This window comes from Streptomyces sp. NPDC048639 (genome assembly GCF_043199075.1).
GTDB lineage: Bacteria > Actinomycetota > Actinomycetes > Streptomycetales > Streptomycetaceae > Streptomyces.
This window is the reverse complement of record NZ_JBICVP010000001.1, coordinates 506,515-528,732: the sequence shown is the minus strand read 5'-3', so window position 1 is coordinate 528,732 and position 22,218 is coordinate 506,515. Positions and strand designations below refer to the sequence as shown.

Here is a 22,218-nt window from a genome sequence, read left to right as displayed (position 1 = left end):
AAGCGCACCGATCACTTCCCCAAGTGACCACCGGTACGCAAGTTCCTGTGACGGTATGGCAATCGGCAGGGCGTCCGCCGGGGTTTGCCGGTTTTTGCCGCGTGATATTCCACCGGTTCACCTGGAAAGACGGCTGATTCGGGTTCCTTGTTACGGGCCGACGCCGTCTGCTAACGCAGCGGCAGGACAATGGGGGCTCCGGTGCGCGGATGCGGCAGCACTTCGACCGGCTGCCGGTAGACCCGGCTCAGCGGTTCGGCGCGGAACACCTCGGCGGGCGGGCCGTCCGCGGCGATGCGTCCGCCGTCCAGAACGACGGCACGGTCCGCGTACGCCGCGGCGAGCCCGAGATCGTGCAGCACGACGACCACCGCGTCACCGGCTGCCGCCCGCTCCCGGCACAGGCGCAGCACCAGTTCCTGGTGGCGCAGGTCCAGGGCGGCCGTCGGCTCGTCGAGCAGGAGCAGCGGGGCCCGCTGGGCGAGGGTGCGGGCCAGCGCGACCCGGGCTCTCTCGCCTCCGGAAAGGGCCGAAAACAGACGGGGCGCGAACTCCGTGACGTGCGCCGCGTCGAGCGCCTCCCGCACCGCGGCCTCGTCCTGGTCCTCGGCGGGTGTCCCGGCCCACGGCGCACGGCCCATCGCCACGACCTCCCGGACGGTGAACGGGAAGGCGAGCGTGGCGGCCTGCGGCAGTACGGCCCTGTACAGGGCGAGTTCGGAGGCGCTCCACGCCTGCGCCGGGCGCCCCGCGATCCACACCTCGCCCTCTCCGGGCGGGACATCGGCGGCGAGCGCCGCCAGCAGGGTGGACTTCCCTGCGCCGTTGGGACCGACGAGCGTAAGGACCTGCCCGGAGACGACGTCCAGGTCCACCCCGTCCAGGACGGTACGGCCGCCCAGCCCGGCCCGCAGGCCGCGGGCACGGGCAAGCACCGTGCCGGCGGGCACGGGCGCCGGCAGCGGCCGCGCCCTGCGCCGCCCCGACGGAAACCCGGTGAGACCACGCGGAAGCCTCACGCCCAACCCCCTTGCCTTCTGCGGGTTCTGCGCAGCAGCACAAAGAAGAAGGGGCTGCCGAGGAGCGCCGTGAGCACCCCGAGCGGCAGCTCGGCGGGCTGGGCGACCGTACGCGCGGCCAGGTCCGCCGCCACCAGGGTCACCGCACCGCCCAGTGCGCTTCCGGGCACCAGAAAGCGGTGACCGGGCCCGGCGGCCATCCGCAGCAGATGCGGAACGAGCAGCCCCACGAAGGAGATGATCCCTGCGACCGCCACCGCCGCGGCCGTGAGCAGGGCGACGACGAGGACGAGAACGAGGCGCAAGCGCTCGACGTCCACGCCCAGATGCCGGGCCTGCCGCTCGCCGAGCGCCAGCAGGTCGAGCCTGCGCGCGTACAGCGGGGCGAGGACCAGTCCTGCGATCGCACACGGCAGTACGGCCAGCACCCTGGGCCAGGTCGCCTGGGCGAGAGAACCGAGCTGCCAGAAGGTGATCTGGGTGATCTGGGCGTCGTCGGCCACGAACACGAACAGACCGATGAGCGCGCCCGCGAAGGCGTTCACCGCGATGCCGGTGAGGATGAGCGTGACGACCTCCGTCCTGCCGCCCGAACGGGACAGCCCGTAGACGAGGAGCACGGTGAAGAGCCCGGAGGCGAACGCGCAGGCGATCACTGTCCAGTTGCCGAGGAAGCCGAGCCCGAGTGCGATGCACGCGACGGCTCCGACGGCCGCCCCGGCCGAGATGCCGATGACACCCGGCTCCGCGAGGGGATTGCCGAACACCCCCTGCATCAGGGCCCCGGCACATCCGAGGGAGGCCCCGATGAGCAGCGCGAGACAGACGCGCGGCAGCCGTACGTTCCACAGCACGCTCTCCGCGACCCGGTCCAGCGGGTCACCGCCGAGTCCGGCACGGTGCAGCACGGATCCGATCACGTCCGGCAGCGGGATCTCGTACGCGCCCACGCCCGTCGCCAGCAGCGAGAGGAGAAGCAGGGCGCCCGTGAGAAGGCCGGTGAGGAGGGGAGCGGCCCGGCGGGGTGAACGGGCGGCGTCGGGGACCTCGTTCGAAGGCGATCCGACGCCGAAGACTTCGACGGCCGGTGCTTCGGATGCTTCGGCGACGCCTTCGCGCGCGTCAGGTCCGCCTCTGCCGGGTTCCTCGGTGGAGCCACCGGGTTTCTCGGCCGCGGCGGGCCTCGCGGGTCCGTCGTGAGTGGCGGGTCCTCCGGTGGGGTTCCCGCGGGCGGGTCTGTTCCCTGTGGCCCTCACTTCGACGTCCTGTGCAGCCTGCGGGCGAGGGTGGTGAGCACCTGGTCCGTCCGGGGGCCGTAGGTGAGGAGGACGCCGTCGTCGACGGAGACGACCCGGCGGTCCCGGCCCGCCGGAGTCTGTGCGACGCCGGGGATCTTCAGCAGTCCGTCGACTCCGCCCACGGACTGAAGCCCCTTCGTCATGACGAGGATCGCGTCGGGTGCGGCGGTCGCCAGGGCTTCGCTGGTGATCGGCGTGAAGTCCTTCTTCAGCCCCGACTCCTTGCCCGCGTCGACGGCGCCGGCCGCCTCCAGCAGTGAACTCGCCCCGGAGTCCCGCCCGCCGAGCAGATAGACGGATGCCGAGCCGCGCAGATACAGGAACGCGACGCGGGGCTTCCGCCCGCCGTCCGTGGCCCGGGCCTCCCGACCGGCGGCCGCGATGCGCCGGTCGGTGCGCTTCCGCAGGGCTTTCCCCGCCGCGGGTACGCCCAGCGCGGAGGCCACGGCGTCGATGCGAGGGCCCACGTCCTCCAGCGATGCGGCCGGGGGCAGGACGACCACGGGAACGTGCGCGTCACGGATCTGGTCGAGGGCCTCGGCCGGTCCTGTGGAGGTGTCGGCCAGAACGAGATCGGGATGCAGCGAGAGCACACTCTCCGCCGACACGTCGTGGGCGCGGGTGACCACCGGAAGTTTCGCCGCCTGCTGGAAGGTGGTGGTGATGTCGCGTGCGACGACGTTGCGTCCGAGGCCGAGAGTGAAGACGATCTCGGAGAGCGATCCGGTCAGCGCCACGATCCTGCCGGCCGAACGGACGGTCACCTTGCGCCCGTCCGCCGATGTCACGGTCGCGGGCAGCCGCGGTTCCGGCGTGGTCCCCAGCGGCTCGACGCGGTCGGCGGACCGGTCGCCGATGGGGTCGCCGCCGGGCGCAGCGCCGTCCGTGGAGCCGCCGCATCCCGTGAGGGCGAGCATCAGGGCGAGCGTCACGCAGAGGGCGGGAACCATGCCCGGCCACCGGAAGCCCGCTTCGGACGAGACGCTGCGGCTGCCGGGGAGCGAGCCGCTGGCCGGTGTACTCCAGGTGGGCCGGGCCGGTGGCGGGCCTCCGGCCCGCCGGGACCGCAACTGCACTGCTGCCACTTCCCGTTGCACCACGTTGCCCCACCTTCCGCGTCAGCGGTCTACCGGCTGGATCCGCCGTAGTTTAGGTTAGGCTTACCTTATTCTCCAGGCGGAGGGGACTCCCGATGCTGCCGTCCGGACCTGCCCGCACGCTTGCCGCGGTGCTCCTCCTGTCCTTGGCGGGCATCACCCTCCTTCCCGCGCAAGCGGCACGCGCCGAGGACCGTACGGTCGCGGGTGGTCGCCTGGACTGGGGCATCAAGTCCTCGTTCCAGAGGTATGTCACGGGGCCCATCGCGCAAGGGCGTTGGAGCCTTATGGGCGGGGCGGCCACCGTCGGCGACAGCGGCTTCCGCTTCCACTCGGCCGCGGGCCGCTACGACCCGGACACCGGAGCCTTCCGCGCGCGCTACTCCGGCGGCGTGCACTTCACCGGTCACCGGCAGAAGGACGGCACCCACCGGCTCGACCTCACCATCAGCCGTCCCACCGTCCGCATCTCGGGCGGCAGCGGCACCCTCTACGCCGACATGACCAGCAGGGCCCGGGACACCGGCGCGTTCACCACGGCGGGCCAGGTGCCGCTGGCCACGCTGGACCTGTCCGGTGTGAGCATGCGCGGAGGCGGCTCCACCGTCGTCCTCGGAAACCTTCCGGCGACCCTCACCGCTCAGGGCGCCAAGGCCTTCGCGGGCTACTACACGGCCGGTACCCCGCTCGACCCCGTGAGCCTGTCCGCGGATGTCACCGCATCAGGACGGACCACCCCCGACGCCTCGTCCACCGACGGCGGGAAGAAGGAGGACCGGCAGCAGAAGCCCGCGTCGCACGGGGAGTTCCGGGACGCCGCGGTCGACTGGGGCGTACGCCGCACCTGGCGCGAGTACGTCACCGGCTCCGTCGCGCAGGGGGCCTGGAAAGTCTCGGACGGCGCGCGGGACGGTGGCGCACTGTTCCGGTTCCCGGCGGGCCATGGCTCGTACGACCGGAAGAAGGCGACGCTCGACGCCCGCTTCGCGGGACGGATCCGGTTCACCGGACGGCACGGCCTCGACCTGACGCTGAGTGCGGTCCAGGTGAAGGTCCGGGGCCGCGAAGGCGCACTGAGGGCGGACGTCAGGACCCCCCGGCTCCGGGAACGCAACGTCCCCCTGGCCGAGTTCGCCGTGGACCCGCTCCGGCCGGAGGACGGCCTGATCACGGTCAGCGAGGCTCCGGCGAAGCTCACCGCGGAGGGCGCCCGGGTGTTCGGAGGCGTCTACCGTGCGGGCACTGCCATGGATCCCGTCTCGCTCGCCGTCCCCCTCGACGCGGACGCCGAACTGCCGCCGCTGCCCGACCTCGGCGACGATGCCGGTACGCAGACCGAGGGCCGCGCGCAGAACGGTGGCGGGAGCGGGCAGGAGAGCACGGAGCCCCGCCGTGCCGCATCGTCCTCGGACACGTCCCTCCTTGTCCCGGTGACAGTCGGCGCCGGCGTCGCGTGCATCGTGGCCGCGGCCGGAGTGGTGGCCGTACGGAGGAAGCGTTCCGCCACCGTCGCGGCCGCCTCTGCTCCCGCATCCACGGGGGACGGCGGCAGGGCCGGGGAGGAGCCGAGCCCCAACGCCCCGCCAGGCGACTCCGGTTCGGCCGTGGGTACGGGCGGCGCGTCAGGTTCGGCCGAAGGCCCGGGCGGCGCGTCAGGTTCGGCCGAGGGCTCGCGCGGTGACGACCGTTCCGCCGGGTCCGGCCCCCTCGTGGACCCGCCCGGCGAGCGGTGACCCTTCCCGGGACCCACCACTGTCCCGTCCCGAACGGTCGCCGTGGTGACCCGCTGCCCGGGACCCACCGCTGCCACCAACCGCTGCCTCACCCCGAACGGTCGCTGTTCGTCCGCGACCGGTCATCTGCCGGCACGCCGGCAGCAGTTCGACGCCGTACTCCGACTCCCCGGACGACCATGAGGAGAACACCCGATGTCCCCGAACACCTCCCCGTCCCCGGCTGCTGCGGCCCCGGGCGGCAGATCATCCCGCAGGCTTGCGGCGGCCGTCGCCGCAGCCGCCGCCGTGGGCGCCGTGGCACTGAGCCTGCCCGCCATCGCCTTCGCGGACGACGGCATGCGGCAGCCCGCCTCTCAGAAGCTGGAGTTGAAGGACGGCACCCTTGAATGGGGCGTGAAGGAGTCGTTCCGCCGTTATGTGACCGGGATGGCCCACGGCACGATCGAAGTCGCGGACGGCGCGCAGCAGGCGGCGGACAACGGTTTCTTCACCTTCACGAACGGCACGGGGACGTACGACACCTCGACGCACGCCGTCTCCACGGCGTTCGAGGGAAGCGTCCGCTTCCGCTCCACCCTCCACGGCTTCGATATCGAGCTGGCCGGCCTCCAGGTGGAGACGGAGGGCCGGGCGGGCACGATCACGGCGGACGTCACCGCGCAGGGTACGACCGACGACGACGTGGAACTCGCCACCCTGGACCTGTCGGAGGTGCGGCCCGGCCAGGGGGAGGGCGGCGCGATGACGTTCGCCGGCATACCCGTAGAGCTGACCGCCGAGGGCGCCAAGGCCTTCAACGGCATGTACCAGGAGGGCCAGGCACTCGACCCCGCCACCCTGACCGTGAAGCCCGTGCAGGCGCCCGGCCCGGGGCCTTCGTCGCCGGCCACACCCTCCGCCTCGTCATCGGGTGAGCCGTCCGGTCATCCGACGGCTCAGCCCACGACCACCACGGCTCCCTCCACCTCGCCCTCGGGCTCCTCCGGCGGCGAACGGCCCGCCCCCTCCGGGGAGATCGCGGACGGCAACCTCGACTGGGGCGTGAAGAAGTCCTTCCGCGACTACGTCACCGGGCCCATCGGAGGCGGCACGGTCCAACTCTCCGCCGGCGCCGCGAAGAACGGTGAGATCTACCGGTTCCCCACGGGAAGCGGCTCCTACGACGCGGACCGCGGCACCCTGGACGCGGCCTTCGCCGGGGCCGTCCGCTTCCTCGCCCACAAGGAGGGCGGGGAGTACGCGCTGGACCTGAAGTTCAGCGACCTCAAGGTCCGCACCGACGGCGCGGAGGGCGACCTGATCGCGGATGTCTCGTCCAAGGACCGTGAGTCCGGAGAGGTCACGGAGTCCGATGACCTGACCGTGGCCACCCTCGAACTCCCCGACGGAGGACTGGAGCCGACCGACGACGTCCTCACCCTCGACGATGTCCCGGCCACCCTCACTGCCGACGGAGCGAAGGCGTTCGGCGGCTTCTACGAGGCCGGCGCCGCACTCGACCCGGTGACCGTGGCGGTCTCCCTCGACGAGGACGCGAACCTGCCCGGAGGGGAAGGCGATCCCGCGGACGGCTCCGGGGACACGAGCTCGACCGCGTCGGCAGGCACCACCGGAGGTTCCGGCTCCCTCGCCTCCACCGGCTCCGGGACACCGGCCGGTGCCCTGCTCGGGGCGGCAGCGGGTCTGGCTGTCGTCGGCGGGGCGGCGTTCGCGGCCACGCGCGGAAGCCGGGCGGGCGGTCGCTGACAGGAGCGATCAGTGTCCGCGACATGACGGGTCCGCACGGCTCCTGACGGGGGCCGTGCGGGCCGCCGCGGGCGGCGTGCGGGCGGGCGCTGAGGTGCGGGCGGGGAGGGCGCACCCAGTCGGGGGGCGTAGCGAGTCGGGGGGGCGTAGTGAGTCGGGCGGGGAGGCGTAGCGAGTCGGCAGGACCGGGCGACCACCGACCGGTCGGCGCAGGCACGCGGCCGCGCGTCCATGGTGGCGCCGAGGGGCCCAACTCCCGGAATCCGCAAAGGGCTTGGCCGTGCAGGCGCCTCAAGCCAGAGCCCACGCGCCAGTAGTGCAGAGCCCCGGCCGTAGTGCCGAGCCCCGGCCGTAGCGCCGAGCCCCCGGCCGTAGCGCCGAGCCCCCAGCCGTAACGCACCGCCCGTAACGCACCGCCCCGTAACGCCGAGCCCACATCCGTCCCCGGCCGTCGCCAGTCTGCTCCGGGGGGGGGCGTGTGGACAGCGCCCGGTCGAGCCCTACCCCGACATTCCGGCGACTGTGGCCGACCCGCTCCCCGCACCCGAAGACCGGGAAAAGCATTTGCGGCCCAGGCACACCCCGCCTAGCGTCGGCTCCATGTCCGCAGCCTTCATGGCGATCATCAACGGTGTGCACGCCGCCGCGTGGCACACCGGCTGGAGCCCGCTCCAGACGACCCGCCCCCGCGGCCGGCGCCAGGCCCTGGCCCGCCAGGACGCCACCGGCGTCTGACCGCCGCCCTCGCCGAACGCGCCCCGGAACTCCGGGTGCGCGCGGCCGGCTGCCGATCTGCGCCTTCCGCGTCTCTCCGCGTCGTTCGCGTCCCGCGTTCCGTCCTGCGCGCGTGCCCAGGGCCTCCGATGTCCCCGTCGACTCGGACAGGCCCGCCCTATCATCCGCGCCTGTCCTCCCCAGCAGAGGACTTCGCCGTGGCACGCCGCCGCATCGCCCTTTCCCAGAACTTCCTGCACGACCCCGCCGCCGTACGCCTCCTCGTACGCACTGCCCGCATCCGCCCCGGTGACCTGATCGTCGAACCCGGCGCGGGGGAGGGGGCGATCACCAGGGCCCTGGCCCGCGCGGCCCGTGAGGTCGTGGCGTACGAACTCGACCCCCGCCTGGCCGCCGGACTGCCCCGGCGCACCAGCGCGCACCCCAATGTGCGGGTGCGGCAAGGCGACTTCGTACGGGCAAGGCCCCCGCGCGAACCGTTCGCGGTCGTGGGCAGCATCCCGTACGCGCGGACATCCGACATCGTCCGCTGGTGCCTGGACGCACCGGCCCTGACCTCGGCGACACTGGTCACCCAGCGCGAGTACGCCCGCAAGCGCACCGGGGACTACGGCCGCTGGACGCTGCTGACGGTCACCACCTGGCCGCGCTACGCCTGGCGCCTCGGCGGCCGCATCGCGCGGCAGAGCTTCACGCCGGTCCCGCGCACCGACTCGGCGATCCTCCGCCTGGAACGCCGCACCACCCCGCTACTGCCGCCCCAACGCCTGCCTGCCTACCGCGACTTCGTCGCCCACGGCTTCACCGGCACGGGAGGCTCCCTCGCCGCCACGCTCGCGCAACGCCACGGGCAGAGGAGAACGACGGCCGCCTTCCGCAGGCTGGACCTGGCCCCCTCCACCCCGGTCGGCTTCGTGCCCCCGGACCAATGGCTGGCGCTGTTCGAGGCCGTCGACGTGCCACCGAGGGATGTCACTCCGGTGTGATCTCGTACTGCAGCTCGTAGAGGTGGCCCGCCTTGGCCATCACGGTCGCTTCGATGGGCCGTTCATCGTCGCTGTAGACGACCCGGAGGGTGCGGAGGACCGGAAGGTTGCTGGACAGCCGAAGCGCGGTGTACTGCTCCTGCGTGGGCACGCGCGCGGACACTCTGTCGACGCTGAGCCGCGGCGGGTGGCCCAGCTCGGCGAGGAGCGTCGGAGTACCGCCCTTGATCCGCCGGCGCTCCATGATCGCCGTGCCGCGTGCGATCTCCAACGGGTAGTAGGACGTGACGAGTTCGACCGGCTCGTCGTCGATGGTCAGCACCTGGCAGCGGAGCAGTGCCTTGTCGTCTTCACCGAGCCCCAGAGCGTCGGCCACGTCGGCAGGGGGCCGGGTCTGCGCCACGTCGAGAAGCCTGCTCCGCGGGGTGCCGTGACGCGCGGCCTCGGTGAGCCAGCGGTACGGCTCGCCGGAGGCCGCGGGCGCCATGTACGAGGCCGGCCGCATTGTCCGCCGGCGGTGCTCGCGGACGGTGACGGCGGCCCCGGCACGGCCGACGACGAGCCGTTCGTCCTTGAGGAGTTGGAGCGCCTTCTGCACGGTCGCGTTCGAGGCGGTGAACCGCTCCTTGAGCTGCGCGGTCGACGGCAGTTTGCCGCCCGGAACCAGGTCACCGCTCATGATCTCGTCACGCAGATCGGCCGCGATGCGCTCGTGCAGGGCGCGGCGATCGACGTCGTCCGCTTCGGGCTTGGGCACGGTCATCCGATCCTGAGTTCGTAACGCAGCCGCTGCCGCTGCGAGGGCATGGCCATGATGTCGACCTGAATCGGCCGGTCTTCGCTGTCGAGGGTGAGGCGTGTGAGCTGAAGTACGGGCTCCCCCTCCTCGATCCTCAGTGTCTCGGCCTCCTCCGCGTTCGGCAGCCGGGCGATGACGTCCTCACGGATGCGCACGCCCACGTGTCCGAGCTCGGCCAGCAGGGTGACCGCCCCACCGCGAATCCTGGCGGTTCCGGCCAGAGGTGTGCCACGGGCGATGCGCGACGGATAGTAGGTATCCGTCAACTCGCATGGCTGCTCGTCGAGGTACATGACGCGTCGGCGTACGACGACATCCTCGCCGTCCGGCAGGCCGAGCAACTCCGCCACCTCGTCCGGCGGGGACACCTCGCCCGCGTGGGCGATGCGCTGCGTCCCCCGACGCCCCTTGGCGGCCGTCTCGGCGCTCCAGGGGTCGGCTCCCGACTTCTCGCGAGGTACGAGATACGGCATCGAGGTACTGACCCAGTCGCTCTTGCTCACGGCGCCCTCCCGCACAGCCCGGTGATCTTCCAGCCTTGCTGCTTTACACGGTAAGCGACGTGCCTGGTGCGAGCCTCCTCGTGGACCTTGCTGCTTTTCGTGAATAGCAGTACTGTCGGAGGTGCAACGTACAGCCCGAACAAGGCGGTGATGCGCCGTGTCCTTTTCGCGGCAGCGACGATTTCCCCGACGGCGCGCCTCTGTTGGCGCCGCACGTGACTTCACGATTGCCACGTTCGCCCAGTGGGGCATCGTCGACCGCCAGGACGACATACGAGTCTGCGTCTCCGAACTCGCCACCAATGCCGTCCTTCACGGTGTGCCGCCGGGCCGGGAGTTCCGCGTCCACCTCACCGCGGGCGACGGCGTGGTGCGGCTCGAAGTGCGGGACAGCGGCGATGGGTGTCCCGAGGTGGGAAGTCCTCTGCCCGGGGATTGTCGGGGCCGGGGGTTATGGCTCGTGGAGCAACTGGCTGACGACTGGGGATCGGTTCGGCATCGGACCGGCAAGTCCGTATGGGCGGTCTTCAAGATCGCACCCTCGCCTGCGACCGCGGAAGTCGCCGACGCCGAATAGTGGTGCGCAGGGTCGATCGCGGATGAGGCCCCTGCGGTGGCGGGTCGCCCAGGCGCTGCGCTGATGGACGGCGGAGGCCCCGATGCGGGCCCCGCCGTCGAACAACGCCCTTGCGGTACCCATGAGTTGCGCACCGCGCGCCCGCCGGGCGCCTAAGCGCTCAGTGGGAACCGTTCGCCCAGCTCCCTGAACACCGCCGTGTTCAGGGCGAACGCGCGCTTGCACTCGTCGATCACGCGCTTCTTCTCCAGGTCGTCCACCGGTAGCGCGTCCAGCAATGCGCGGTACTCGCGCTTGAAGGCGGCCGGGTTGGATATGCCGCTGAAGACGTAGAAGCGGACGCCGTCGCCCTTGCGCTCGAAGCCCCAGGACTTCTCGGCGGTGGAGCGGATGATCTGGCCGCCGGAGAGGTCGCCGAGGTAGCGGGTGTAGTGGTGGGCGACGTAGCCGCCGGGCCAGTCGTGGGCGACCTCGGTGATCCGGGAGGCGTAGGCGGTGGTCGCCGGGAGGGGCGTCACCGTCGCGGGCCAGTCCGTGCGGCCACCGTGCAGATGCGTCAGGTCTCGCTCCAGGGCGGCGACGCGCAGCAGTTCCGGGCGGAGGAAGGGGCCCGCGACCGGGTCGTCCGCGAGGTGGCTCGCGGCCCCTTCCAGCGACCGGTAGACGTACCAGAGCTGCTCGGTGTAGTGCGTGTACGCCTCGACCCCGAGCCTCCCGCCGAGCATGTCGCTCATGAACGTCGAGTTCTCCGCCTCCGTGTGCTGCTCGTGCGAGGCGGTGCGGATCAGCGTGGAGAACGGCGTCGGCTCCGGGTCGGGCCGTGCCGCGGACCGTTCGGCGGACCGTGCCGCGGTCGGCTCCGCGGACGGTTCCGTCGCCGGGCTGGATGCGTCCAAGGCAGCCTCCGGGGGCCGGGTGGGACGAGAAAGGGGACCACTGGCGGACCTGTGGGGTCCGCTCGGTCTGCTCGGGCCAAGCCAACTACTTAGGCTTGCCTAAGTCAATCCTTCCCGACGTCCTGTCGGCAAAACCGTACGGCTCACATGCTACGGGAGCGTCAGAATCTCCGCACCCGTCTCCGTCACCACCAGCGTGTGCTCGAACTGGGCCGTCCGCTTGCGGTCCTTGGTGACGACCGTCCAGCCGTCCTCCCACATGTCGTACTCGTACGTGCCCAGCGTCAGCATCGGCTCGATGGTGAACGTCATGCCCGGCTGGATGACCGTGGTCGCGTTCGGGCTGTCGTAGTGCGGGATGATCAGCCCGGAGTGGAAGGAGGAGTTGATGCCGTGCCCGGTGAAGTCGCGGACCACGCCGTAGCCGAACCGCTTCGCGTAGGACTCGATGACCCGGCCGATGATGTTGATCTGCCGGCCCGGTTTGACCGCCTTGATCGCGCGGTTCAGGGACTCCCGCGTCCGCTCCACCAGCAGCCGCGATTCCTCCTCGACGTCCCCGCACAGGTATGTGGCGTTGTTGTCGCCGTGGACGCCGTCGATGTACGCGGTGACGTCGAGGTTCACGATGTCGCCGTCGCGCAGCACCGTCGAGTCCGGGATGCCGTGGCAGATGACCTCGTTGACCGACGAGCAGAGCGACTTCGGGAAGCCCCGGTAGCCCAGCGTCGAGGGGTAGGCGCCGTGGTCGCACATGTAGTCGTGCGCGACGCGGTCCAGTTCGTCCGTCGTCACGCCCGGCGCGATGAGCTTCGCGGCCTCCTCCATGGCCCGGGCGGCGATCCGCCCCGCGACGCGCATGCGCTCGATCGTTTCCGCATCCTGCACCTCGGGTCCGGAGTACGGAGTCGGGGCGTTCTTCCCCACGTACTCGGGGCGGGCGATGGAGACGGGTACGGAACGGATGGGGGAGAGGGTCCCCGGCACGAGAAGAGACTGGCTGGACATGCCAGCGAGTGTATCGAGGCCACCTCGGGCAACATGGCGGGAGAGGCGGCAGGGTGGCCCGGGCCGCCCGAGAGGAGCTCAGGGATGGCGCTGTTCAAGAAGAAGGCGGCCGGGAAGCCGGGCGAGTGGTTCTACTGCCTCGAGCATCGGAAGGTCGAGGAGGGACCCGAGTGCCCGGCCAAGGACCGGATGGGGCCGTATCCCACGCGGGCCGAGGCCGAGCATGCGATGGAGACCGCCGCAGAGCGGAACGTCCAGTGGGAGAACGACCCGCGCTGGCACGACAGCTCCGCGCGCGGAGGCGACGACGGCTGAACCCCGTCCGTCCATAGGCGCCGGTGTCGGCTGGGGGCGGGGGTGGGGGTGGGGGGTGCGCGGAGCGGGCGGTGCACCCCTGCTGCGGACGGGAGCCATGGGCTGGGGGCATCCGCCCCCAGCCGCGGCTGCCCCCAGCCGTGGGAGGGAGCCACGCGTCGCGCCCCGCAGGGCGCAAGGGGCGCCTGACTCTCGCGGGCTGAGCCACGCGCCGCCCCGCCGCACTCTCAAGCCGTCGCATCCTCCCGCTCCTGCGCCTGCTTGTGCTGCCGCGCCTCCCGCACCCGCCGTGCGTGCTCGTCCGTCCGGGCGTCGTACGCCATGAGCCGGGGCAGCGCCAGCGCCAGCAGGCCCACCGACGCGATGCACGCCAGACCGCCGGACCACACCGACGCCCGTACGCCGGCGAGCGAGGCCACGCCGCCCGCCCGCACCTGGCCCAATTGCGGGCCCATCGAATACGACAGCAGCTCGATCCCGGCCAGCCGTCCCCGCAACTCGTCCGGGATCGTCTGGTTCCACATCGCGGAACGGAAGATGCCGCTGACCATGTCGCAGCCTCCCGCGACCGCGAGGAGGAGCAGCACCGGCCAGATGTTTCCCAGCCCGCCCGCGAGTGCCATGGCCAGGCCCCAGCAACCGGCGGCGAGCACCACCATCCGGCCGTGCCGGTGCACGCGTGCGGTCCAGCCGCTGGTCAGGCTGACCGCCAGTGAACCGACCGACCCGGCCGCGTACATCAGCCCCAGCGCCCAGGGCGCGTGGAGTTCGTCCGCGAGGAACGGGAAGATCGCGGCCGGGTAGGCGAAGAACATCGCCGCCATGTCGACCGCGTACGTGCCGAGGAGTTCCTTGCGCCGCCACGCGTAGCGCGCGCCCTCCGCGATGCCCCGCAGGGACGGCTTCCGGGCGTCGTGCGACGGCGGCGAGGGCGCGAGGCGCAGGCCGAGGAGGACGGAGACGGCGAAGGTGGCCGCATCGAGCGCGTAGGCCCACTCCAGACCGGCGTACGCGATGATCACGCCCGCCAGCGCGGGCCCCGCGATCGCGCCCGTCTGCCAGCGCAGGGCGTTGAGCGCGGCCGCGGCCGGCAGGTGTTCGTGCGCGACGATGCGCGGCAGGATCGCGTCCAGGGCGGGGCGCTGCAGCCCGGTCAGTGCGCTGACAAGGGCCACGACCACGTAGAGCGGCCACACCATGGGGTTCGGCAGCAGGGTGTTGGCCAGGAGGATCACCGCGAGCAGGCCGAGGGCCGCTTCGGTCCTGACGATCAGCTTGCGGCGGTCGAGGGCGTCGGCGAGCGCGCCGCCGTAGAGCCCGAACACGAGCAGCGGGACGAGTTCGACCGCGCCGACCGCGCCGACGGCGAGGGCCGATCCCGTCAACTCCTTGATCTGCAGCGGCACGGCGACGAACGACAGAAAGCTGCCGAAGACCGTGATCGCGCCCGCGCACCACATGAGCCGGAAGTCACGGGAGGCGCGCCAGGGCGCGAGATCGGGGAGCAGTGTCACGGACGACCATGCTCCTGGGCGTACCGGACCCGGGCAAAGGATTTTCCGCCGGTCAGGGAAGGGGCGGGCCCGGGGTCCGCGGGTGCCGCCCGGCCCGTCTCCGGTGGGCCCTTCGGGTTTCCGGTGGGCTCGCCCGATGGGCTACCAGCGGGTGGGCGGCGGTTCCGTGAGCTGCTCGGCGAGGCGGGCGAGCCGGTCGCGGAAGCCGCGGCGGTTGCGCGGCCCGGGCAGCCGGTTCTCCCCGGCGGCCGCACTCACCAGGTGCTGGACGGTGTCGAAGCCCGTCTCGGGGCCCTGTCCGGCCGTCAGGATGCCGGGGGCGCCGAGGATGTCCGCACCGCGTCCACCGCCCGCCGGACCCCCGTCGATCCGCCCGCCGCCGTTCTCTTCCCCCGCGCCGTTCTCCGCGCCCGCGCCCGCGCCGGGGTCCGCGCCCGCGCGCGCCCCGGCCGCTCCCGCCCCGGGGGCGGTTCCGCCCGCCGCACCCTTGCCCGGCCCCCGTCCGCTGCCCGGCCCCCGTCCGCCCGCCGCACCTTTGTCCGGCCCCGCGCCCGGCGCCCGTCCGTCCGCCGCGTCCTCGCCCGGCCGCCCCGCGTGCACGGGCTGCGCGCCCGCGCCCGGCGGGACCAGGCCGCCCGGCACCGTCAGCGCGTCGTGGGCCAGAGCCTGCAGATCGCGGTCGCCGCCTTCCAGCGCGAGGATCGTCACCCCGGCCCGGCGCGCGTCGTGGACCCGCTCCAGCAGACCCTGACCCGGGCTGTCCGGTGTCACCACGAGCAGGGTCTCGCCGCGCCTGGCCGCCTGGATCCGGCCGAGCCCGACGGCCAGATGCGCCGGTTCGCCCGGCCGCACCCGGTGCCGTACGAGGGTGGGGGAGAGCTGGGGCAGACCGGACCAGGCGGCCTCGTCGTCCAGATGGGCCGCCAGGTGCCATGGCTCGTACGTCTCGCCGCCCACCAGCAACAGCCCGCCGCCGTGCGGTTCGACCGAGGTCCGCAGCGATCCCGCGAACCGGCGCGTGGCCTCCAACCACTCGGTCCCTGCGAGTACTTCGCGCAGCAGCGCGACCCGTACGGCATCCATGGCCGCGCATCCTGCCGGAGCGCACCCGCCGGCGCGACCGTTTCCCGCGGACCCTCACCCGGACGTGACGGCATCTGCGCCGGGCCTTGACCGGTCCGGCGGGGACGACTCCGCGCACGCTCCGGCCACCCGGCTCGGTCCCCCGGTACGACAACATCCCTGTATCCAGGGGTAAGAGACGAACCGTCATGTGACGTTCACTCACCGTTTCCCCGCCGTGGGCAGGGCTGGGATCCCGGCGGAATCCCCGGGAAATCCCCGCGGGACACGGGTGTCCGGCGCCTTGACGGTCCGTTGGGTCCTTCCTATGGTTCGCCGCAGGACGAAGGACGTCCTACGTCCATCGGAGCCAGGATGCAATCTCGTGTGCAACGAAGCAGCGGGAGGGGTCGCATGGCAGTCGGGGTCGCCGCGTCGTACGAGGTCTCCGTACCGTTCCGGGCGGGCGAGGACGGATACGAGAGCTTCCGTATTCCCGCTGTGGTCAAGGCTGCTGACGGGGCGTTGCTCGCGTTCTGCGAGGGCCGCGTCGGGTCCCAGGAGGATCACGGCGACATCGACATCGTCCTGCGGCGCTCCACCGACGGCGGCCGTACCTGGGGCCCGCTCCGGGTCGTCGCCGAGAACGGGGACGACACCGCGGGCAACCCCGCGCCCGTCGTCCTCCGCAGCGGCCGGGTCCTCCTCGTCCATGTGCGCAACGCCGCAGAGGCCACCGAGCAGTTGATCCGGCTCGGGCAGGTCGGGCCCGACGACGGCCGCCGCGTGTGGGTGCGGCACAGCGATGACCACGGCGGGAGCTGGAGCGATCCCCGGGAGATCACGGCGTCGGTCAAGAAGCCCGGCTGGCGCTGGTACGCGACCACGCCCGGGCATGCGCTCCAGATGCGCCAAGGCCCGTACGCCGGGCGGGTCGTCGTCCCCGGGAACCACTCCGGCCCGCCGTCCGGATCCGACACCGGCGCCGAGGGCAAGTACGACGGCAGCCACTCCCTCCTCAGCGACGACGACGGCGCCACCTGGCGGATCGGTTACACCGACAGCAGGCCGAACGGCTACATCAACGCCAACGAGACGACCGCCACCGAACTCCCGGGTGGGCGGCTCTACTTCAACTGCCGCAATGACTCACCCGCCCCCGGCACCCGCGCCGACGCCCACTCCGCCGACGGCGGCGAGACCCTGGAACGGCCCTTCCGCCCGCAGGCGGGGCTCACCGGACCGGTCGTCCAGGGCAGTGTGCTCCACCTCGGGGATCCGGACGTCCTGCTCTTCTCCGGCCCTGCCGACCCCGGCTTCCGGGCCCTGATGACCGTACGGGCCAGCCGCGACCGCGGTGTCACCTGGCAGGCCGTGCACACCGCCGACGGCCTCCCGGCGGCCTACTCCGACCTCGTGCGTGTCGACGACGGCACCGTGGGACTGCTGTACGAGACCGGGGACTTCAGCGCGTACACCACCATCACCTTTCGCCGGATTCCCGTGGAGGAACTGTCATGAGCGATGCCGGCCGCACAAGCCCCGACAGCCCCGGCCCCGGCCCCGGCCAGGGCCCCGACTCCGGCACCGCCTCGTCCGGCCGGCACCCCTTCCGTACACCCGCCCGCCGCACCGTCCTCGGCGGTGCCGCGGCCGCCGCAGCGGGCTTCGCCCTGGCCGGGTGCGGCGACTCGGGCGAGGGCGGAGGTGAGCCGCGGGGCCGCAAGAAGGGCCAGAAGGTCACGCTCACCTTCTGGTCGTGGGTGCCCGGCATCGACAAGCCCGTCGAGCTGTGGAACAAGAACAACCCCGATGTCCAGGTCAAGCTGGAGAAGGTGTCGGCGGTCAATGGCGCGCAGTACGCGAAGATGCACGCCGCCATCAAGGCGGGCAACCCGCCGGATCTCGGCCAGATCGAGTACCCCGTGGTGCCCAGCTTCCTCCTCGACAACGGCCTGCTGGACCTGGCCGAGTACGGCGCCGCAGACGTCAGGGGCAGGTTCGAGGGCTGGCAGTGGCAGCAGAGCGTGTTCGGGAAGTCGGTGTTCGCGATCCCGCAGGCGTCCGGCCCCATGGGGCTGTTCGTACGCCAGGACCTCTTCGACCGGTGGGACGTCGAGACCCCGGAGACCTGGGACGCGTACGAGGCGGCTGCCAAGGCCCTGCGCAAGAAGGACGCCTGGATCGAGACCTTCTCCGCCACCAACGGCAACCGCTTCGCGGGCTTCGCCTGGCAGGCCGGGGCGCGCTGGTTCCGCGCCGAGGGCGAGACGTGGGTCGTCGCCATCGACGACGCGCCGACCCGCAAGGTCGCCGACTTCTGGGAGTCGCTGGTGAAGCAGAAGCTCATCAAGACCATCCCGGACCGGCAGAACACCTGGTACAAGGACATCCAGACCGGCGCCATCGCCGCCTGGGCCGGGGCCAGTTGGGGTGACGCACTGCTCGTCGGCAACGCCCCGAAGACGGCCGGCAAGTGGCGGGTGGCACCGCTGCCCCAGTGGAAGAAGGGCGACAACGCGGCGGCCAACTGGGGCGGTTCGACGACCTCGGTCTTCCGTGGCACCAAGTACCCGCAGGACGCGATGGACTTCGCGGTCTGGCTCAACACCGACCCCGGGTCGATAAGGCTCCTCATCGACGGCGGCTACGGCTGGCCCAGCGCCGTATCGGGCTGGTCGAACACCGACATGGAGGGCCAGCGGGACTTCTTCGGCGGCCAGGAGTACAGCAAGGTCTTCCGGGCCGCGGGCAAGGCCGTGGACACGAGCTGGCAGTGGGGCCCGGCCATGGACACCCTCTACCAGCGCCTCGGCGACGCCTTCACCGAGGCCCTGGGCAACGGCGGTTCCTTCCGCTCCGTGCTCACAGCGGTGCAGCGGCGGACGGTGGAGGACCTGAAGGCCAAGGGCCTGAAGGTGGAGACCGGGTGAGGCGCATGACGCGCGGCGAGGCGCGCAACGCCCGGGCCGCGACGGGCTTCCTGCTGCCCTTTCTCGCGCTGTTCCTGCTCTCCTTCATCGCCCCCATCGCCTACGCCCTCTACCAGAGCCTGCTGAAGACCGAGCGGAGCGGCCCGCTCGGGCTCGGCGGCACGCATGAGGTGTTCGCGGGCCTGGAGAACTACACGCACGCCCTCCAGGACTCCACCTTCACCGCGGGCTTCGGCCGGGTACTGCTCTTCGGCGCCGTCCAGATCCCGGTGATGCTCGCCCTCGCCACCGCGCTGGCGCTCCTGCTCGATGCCGCGTCCGCACGCTGGGTCGGCTTCTTCCGTACGGCCTTCTTCCTGCCGTACGGGGTGCCCGGCGTCATCGCCTCGATCCTCTGGGGCTTCCTCTACGTACCCGGCATCAGCCCGTTCGTGGAGATGGCGGGCGCGGTGAACTGGGACGTCGACTTCCTCTCCCGCGGCGCCGTCCTGTGGTCCATCGCCAACATCGTCACCTGGCAGTACGCGGGCTACAACATGCTCGTCCTCGTCGCCCAGTTGAAGGCCGTACCGGGGGAGCTGTACGAGGCGGCGCGGATCGACGGGGCGAGCGCCTGGCAGGTCGCCCGCCACATCAAGCTGCCCCTGATCCGGCCCGCGCTCGTCCTCACGACCGTGTTCAGCATCATCGGCACGCTCCAGCTCTTCGCCGAACCCCTGGTGCTGCAGCCCCTGTCCAACGCCATCGACTCCGGCTACACCCCCAACCTGGCCGCCTACAACGAGGCGTTCAAGGGCAACAACCACAACATCGCGGCGGCCGAGGCCGTGCTGCTGGCGCTCGTCGCGTGCGCGCTGTCCTTCGGCTTCCTGAAGATGACCGGGCGCGCGGGGAAGGACGCCGAATGACGCTCCTCACCGAGGACACCGCCCCCGAACCCACCTCCGCGGCACGGGAGTCCGGCGCCACCGCACCCGGCCCGGGCCGCGGCCCCTCGCAGCCGCCGCTGCGCTTCCGCATCATCACCGCCTCGCTGCTCGCGGTGGCCGCCGTGTACTTCCTCGTGCCGGTCTACTGGCTCGTGGTCTCGGCGACCAAGAACACCGAGGACCTCTTCGGCAGCTTCGGCTTCTGGTTCGCCGACCCGCACCCCTTCCGCTACCTCGGCGACCTGCTGGCCTACGACGACGGCATCTACGTCCGCTGGTTCGGCAACAGCCTGCTCTACGCCGGCGTCGGCGCGATCGCCGCGACGCTGCTCTCGGCCGCCGCGGGCTACGCGCTGGCGAAGTTCCCCTTCCCCGGCCGCGAAGGCGTGTTCAATCTCGTCCTCGCCGGGGTGCTCATCCCCGGCACCGCCCTCGCCCTGCCCCTCTATCTGCTCTTCAGCGAGATGGGCCTCTCCAACACGTACTGGGCCGTGCTGATCCCGAGCGTCGTCAGCCCGTTCGGCGTCTATCTCTGCCGGATCTACGCGGCCGCGGCCGTACCGGACTCACTGCTGGAGGCCGCGAGGATCGACGGCGCGGGCGAGGCGCGGATCTTCTCCACACTGGGGCTGCGGCTGATGACGCCCGCTCTGGTGACCGTCTTCCTCTTCCAGTTCGTGCACGTCTGGAACAACTTCTTCCTGCCGCTGGTGATGCTCTCGGACTCCGGTCTCTATCCGCTCCAGCTCGGCCTGACCGGCTGGCAGGGCTACGCCGACCGGCAGCCGGTGCTGTACCAGTACACGGTGGGCGGTGCGTTCCTCTCCGTCGTACCGCTGATGGTCCTGATGGCCGTGCTCCAGCGGTACTGGCGCACAGGGCTGACCGAGGGCAGCGTGAAGTGAGGCGGGAGCGGACCGGAGCCGACCGGAGCGGGGCGGTGCGCGACCCGGTGCCGCGTCCGGCGTGAGGTGAGCCACGCCGGCGTGTGACGGCCGGCGCGCGCCTGGCAGGATCGGCGGTATGACGACCAACAACGCTGCCGGCTCCGCACCCCAGAAGCCCCCCGCCAAGGACCCGTGGGATCTCCCCGACGTATCCGGCCTGGTGGTCGGTGTCCTCGGCGGCACGGGTGACCAGGGGCGCGGCCTGGCGTACCGGCTGGCCAGGGCGGGCCAGAAGGTGATCATCGGCTCGCGCGCCGCCGAGCGGGCGGAGACCGCCGCCGCCGAACTCGGCCTGGGCATCGAGGGCGCCGAGAACGCCGAGTGCGCGCGGCGCAGTGATGTCGTGATCGTCGCGGTGCCGTGGGACGGGCACGCCAAGACCCTGGAGGCGCTGCGCGAGCCGCTCGCCGGCAAGCTCGTGATCGACTGCGTGAACCCGCTGGGCTTCGACAAGAAGGGCGCCTACGCGCTCAAGCCGGAGGAGGGCAGCGCAGCCGAGCAGGCCGCGGCCCTGCTCCCCGACGCGCGGGTGGCCGCGGCGTTCCACCACCTCTCCGCGGTGCTGCTGCAGGACCCGGAGATCGAGGAGATCGACACCGATGTGATGGTGCTGGGCGAGTCCCGCGCGGACACCGATCTCGTCCAGGCACTCGCCGCCCGGATCCCCGGCATGCGCGGTGTGTACGCGGGACGGCTGCGCAACGCCCACCAGGTCGAGGCCCTGGTGGCCAATCTGATCTCGGTCAACCGCCGCTACAAGGCCCACGCGGGGCTGCGCGTCACCGACGTGTGACCGGTCGTGGCTGCGCCGCCGGCGCACCGGGTGCTGTGAGCGCATCGCATGCCGTTGGCAGATCGCACGCCGTGAGCGCATCGCATGCCCTCGGCGCATCGCACGCCGTGAGCGCGATGCCCCGTTGACGACGGGCCCCCGGGGCATGGGGGACAATGTCCGGGACCTCATCCCGGACAGGAGTCGCCCCATGCCCCGCCTCGCCCTCTTCGCCCTCGCCGTCTGCGTGCTCGCCGTCGCCGCGGCGGTGGTGTCCTTCGCGCGGGGGAGCTGGCTCGGCGTCCTCTGGATCATGATGGCGGGCGTCTCGTCCAACATGACCTGGTACTACGTACGCAAGGCGAAGGTCGACCGCGCGGCCGCCGCGAACCGTACGGTCACGGGCTGAGCCCGGCGACGGCCGATCCGGCCCGCGACGGCCGATCCGGCGCGCAGAGCAGATCCGGTGGCCGGGAGCGGATCCCGGCGCCCCGGCCGGCCGGCGGACGATCCGGCCGGGGGATGGGGTCAGAGGCCCGCGGGGATCTGCGGCTCGCCCTGCCAGAAGCGGAAGAACTCCTGGCCCCAGTAGGTGTCCCAGTGCGTCACGCCGAGTCCGTTCAGCAGCGTGTCCACGGTCCCGAAGAACGCCTGGTTGACCGACGGCGCCCACAGCAGCCCGAAGACCGCCAGCAGCCCGAAGGGCGCGAACGGCTCGAGCTGGCGGCGGACCTTGTACGACAGCCAGGGCTCGATCACGCCGTAGCCGTCCAGTCCGGGGACGGGCAGGAAGTTCAGGATCGCGGCCGTGACCTGGAGCAGGGCGAGGAACGCGAGCGCGTAGCGGAAGGGGTCCGGCACCCCGTCCATGGTCCCGAGCCAGAACGGCGCCGTCAGCGCCACCGCGAACAGCGCGTTGGTCAGCGGCCCGGCGGCCGAGATCAGGCTGTGCTTCCAGCGCCCCTGGATCCGCCCGCGCTCGATGAACACGGCCCCGCCCGGCAGTCCGATCCCGCCCAGGATCACGAAGATCACGGGGAGCACGATGGAGAGCAGGGCGTGCGTGTACTTCAGCGGGTTCAGGGTCAGATAGCCCTTCGCCCCGATCGAGATGTCACCGCCGTGCAGCGCGGTACGGGCGTGCGCGTACTCGTGCAGGCACAGGGAGACGATCCAGCCGGACACCACGAACAGGAACACGGCGAAGCCCGTGCTCGTGGCGGCGCCGGTCCACACGGCCCAGGCGGACACCAGCATGATCGCGACGAGACCGAGGAAGACGGGGCTGACCCGGCGGTCGCTGCGGGCGATGGTCGTGGACATGGATGGAAGCTCCTGTGCGTGCG

The 22,218-nt window shown here is 72.0% G+C and carries 21 protein-coding genes and 1 pseudogene; 12 read left to right on the top strand and 10 right to left on the bottom strand.

Translation table 11 applies throughout. The features are described from left to right. Window positions 1-170: 170 nt before the first annotated feature. From ACGFNH_RS02230 to ACGFNH_RS02220, 3 genes are read right to left on the bottom strand one after another with little or no spacing between them, the layout of a single operon-like run. Window positions 171-1,019, bottom strand: coding sequence for a heme ABC transporter ATP-binding protein (locus ACGFNH_RS02230; protein WP_393651066.1), 849 nt, complete (start codon window positions 1,017-1,019; stop codon window positions 171-173). Beyond that, window positions 1,016-2,275 (bottom strand): FecCD family ABC transporter permease, encoded by a 1,260-nt coding sequence (locus tag ACGFNH_RS02225; RefSeq protein WP_393651065.1) that lies wholly within the window; start codon window positions 2,273-2,275, stop codon window positions 1,016-1,018. Before ACGFNH_RS02225 ends, ACGFNH_RS02230 begins: the two co-directional genes overlap by 4 nt. Further along, a complete protein-coding gene (locus tag ACGFNH_RS02220; protein WP_393651064.1) occupies window positions 2,272-3,267 on the bottom strand; it encodes a hemin ABC transporter substrate-binding protein in 996 nt (331 codons plus the stop codon). The genes ACGFNH_RS02225 and ACGFNH_RS02220 overlap by 4 nt, the downstream gene beginning before the upstream one ends. A gap of 242 nt (window positions 3,268-3,509) precedes the next feature. Here ACGFNH_RS02220 and ACGFNH_RS02215 point away from each other — a divergent pair, with 242 nt between their 5' ends. From ACGFNH_RS02215 to erm, 4 genes are all read left to right on the top strand, one after another. After that, entirely contained in the window at window positions 3,510-5,147 is a 1,638-nt protein-coding gene (locus ACGFNH_RS02215; protein WP_393651063.1) for an HtaA domain-containing protein, read from the top strand. Window positions 5,148-5,342: 195 nt separating this feature from the next. Continuing rightward, window positions 5,343-6,896 (top strand): HtaA domain-containing protein, encoded by a 1,554-nt coding sequence (locus tag ACGFNH_RS02210; protein WP_393651062.1) that lies wholly within the window; start codon window positions 5,343-5,345, stop codon window positions 6,894-6,896. Between the two features lie 600 nt (window positions 6,897-7,496). Then, window positions 7,497-7,631: a hypothetical protein gene (locus ACGFNH_RS02205; RefSeq protein ID WP_393651061.1), complete on the top strand. Its 135-nt coding sequence runs from the start codon at window positions 7,497-7,499 to the stop codon at window positions 7,629-7,631. Window positions 7,632-7,828: 197 nt separating this feature from the next. After that, window positions 7,829-8,617 (top strand): ErmE/ErmH/ErmO/ErmR family 23S rRNA (adenine(2058)-N(6))-methyltransferase, encoded by a 789-nt coding sequence (gene erm, locus ACGFNH_RS02200; protein ID WP_393651060.1) that lies wholly within the window; start codon window positions 7,829-7,831, stop codon window positions 8,615-8,617. Here the strand turns inward: erm and ACGFNH_RS02195 are convergent. After that, window positions 8,604-9,380: a GntR family transcriptional regulator gene (locus tag ACGFNH_RS02195; RefSeq protein WP_393651059.1), complete on the bottom strand. Its 777-nt coding sequence runs from the start codon at window positions 9,378-9,380 to the stop codon at window positions 8,604-8,606. The two genes, erm and ACGFNH_RS02195, sit on opposite strands and share 14 nt — an antisense overlap. Further along, the gene (locus ACGFNH_RS02190) at window positions 9,377-9,919 is read right to left on the bottom strand and encodes a GntR family transcriptional regulator (RefSeq protein WP_393651058.1); all 543 of its coding nucleotides are present in this window, start codon (window positions 9,917-9,919) and stop codon (window positions 9,377-9,379) included. The genes ACGFNH_RS02195 and ACGFNH_RS02190 overlap by 4 nt, the downstream gene beginning before the upstream one ends. A 157-nt stretch (window positions 9,920-10,076) precedes the next feature. Between ACGFNH_RS02190 and ACGFNH_RS02185 the strand changes: the two genes are divergently transcribed. Continuing rightward, window positions 10,077-10,496, top strand: coding sequence for an ATP-binding protein (locus ACGFNH_RS02185; RefSeq protein ID WP_393651057.1), 420 nt, complete (start codon window positions 10,077-10,079; stop codon window positions 10,494-10,496). A gap of 152 nt (window positions 10,497-10,648) precedes the next feature. Here ACGFNH_RS02185 and ACGFNH_RS02180 read toward each other — a convergent pair whose 3' ends face one another. Then, complete coding sequence (locus ACGFNH_RS02180; RefSeq protein WP_393651474.1) at window positions 10,649-11,284, bottom strand: heme oxygenase (biliverdin-producing); 636 nt, start codon at window positions 11,282-11,284, stop codon at window positions 10,649-10,651. 258 nt (window positions 11,285-11,542) lie between these two features. Continuing rightward, window positions 11,543-12,400, bottom strand: coding sequence for a type I methionyl aminopeptidase (gene map / locus ACGFNH_RS02175; RefSeq protein ID WP_393651056.1), 858 nt, complete (start codon window positions 12,398-12,400; stop codon window positions 11,543-11,545). Window positions 12,401-12,484: 84 nt separating this feature from the next. Between map and ACGFNH_RS02170 the strand changes: the two genes are divergently transcribed. Further along, a complete protein-coding gene (locus ACGFNH_RS02170) occupies window positions 12,485-12,715 on the top strand; it encodes a hypothetical protein (protein ID WP_393651055.1) in 231 nt (76 codons plus the stop codon). Window positions 12,716-12,942: 227 nt separating this feature from the next. Here ACGFNH_RS02170 and ACGFNH_RS02165 read toward each other — a convergent pair whose 3' ends face one another. Both ACGFNH_RS02165 and ACGFNH_RS02160 read right to left on the bottom strand, forming a co-directional pair. After that, window positions 12,943-14,175, bottom strand: a complete 1,233-nt coding sequence (locus ACGFNH_RS02165) for an MFS transporter (protein WP_393651473.1) — start codon at window positions 14,173-14,175, stop codon at window positions 12,943-12,945. 687 nt (window positions 14,176-14,862) lie between these two features. Beyond that, a pseudogene (locus ACGFNH_RS02160) lies at window positions 14,863-15,312 on the bottom strand (hypothetical protein); the annotation flags it as partial. Window positions 15,313-15,705: 393 nt separating this feature from the next. On the opposite strand from ACGFNH_RS02160, the gene ACGFNH_RS02155 reads away from it, so the two are divergent. The 6 genes from ACGFNH_RS02155 to ACGFNH_RS02130 all read left to right on the top strand — a co-directional run bounded on the left by ACGFNH_RS02155 (window position 15,706) and on the right by ACGFNH_RS02130 (window position 21,281). Beyond that, window positions 15,706-16,812 (top strand): exo-alpha-sialidase, encoded by a 1,107-nt coding sequence (locus tag ACGFNH_RS02155; RefSeq protein ID WP_393651054.1) that lies wholly within the window; start codon window positions 15,706-15,708, stop codon window positions 16,810-16,812. Beyond that, window positions 16,809-18,224, top strand: coding sequence for an ABC transporter substrate-binding protein (locus ACGFNH_RS02150; protein ID WP_393651053.1), 1,416 nt, complete (start codon window positions 16,809-16,811; stop codon window positions 18,222-18,224). Before ACGFNH_RS02155 ends, ACGFNH_RS02150 begins: the two co-directional genes overlap by 4 nt. A 5-nt stretch (window positions 18,225-18,229) precedes the next feature. Further along, entirely contained in the window at window positions 18,230-19,132 is a 903-nt protein-coding gene (locus tag ACGFNH_RS02145; protein ID WP_393651472.1) for a carbohydrate ABC transporter permease, read from the top strand. After that, a complete protein-coding gene (locus ACGFNH_RS02140) occupies window positions 19,129-20,058 on the top strand; it encodes a carbohydrate ABC transporter permease (protein WP_393651052.1) in 930 nt (309 codons plus the stop codon). The genes ACGFNH_RS02145 and ACGFNH_RS02140 overlap by 4 nt, the downstream gene beginning before the upstream one ends. A gap of 118 nt (window positions 20,059-20,176) precedes the next feature. Beyond that, a complete protein-coding gene (gene npdG, locus ACGFNH_RS02135) occupies window positions 20,177-20,893 on the top strand; it encodes an NADPH-dependent F420 reductase (protein ID WP_393651051.1) in 717 nt (238 codons plus the stop codon). Between the two features lie 190 nt (window positions 20,894-21,083). Beyond that, a complete protein-coding gene (locus ACGFNH_RS02130; protein WP_393651050.1) occupies window positions 21,084-21,281 on the top strand; it encodes a hypothetical protein in 198 nt (65 codons plus the stop codon). A 119-nt stretch (window positions 21,282-21,400) separates the two neighbouring features. Here ACGFNH_RS02130 and ACGFNH_RS02125 read toward each other — a convergent pair whose 3' ends face one another. After that, window positions 21,401-22,195, bottom strand: a complete 795-nt coding sequence (locus ACGFNH_RS02125; protein ID WP_393651049.1) for a site-2 protease family protein — start codon at window positions 22,193-22,195, stop codon at window positions 21,401-21,403. Window positions 22,196-22,218: the final 23 nt, after the last annotated feature.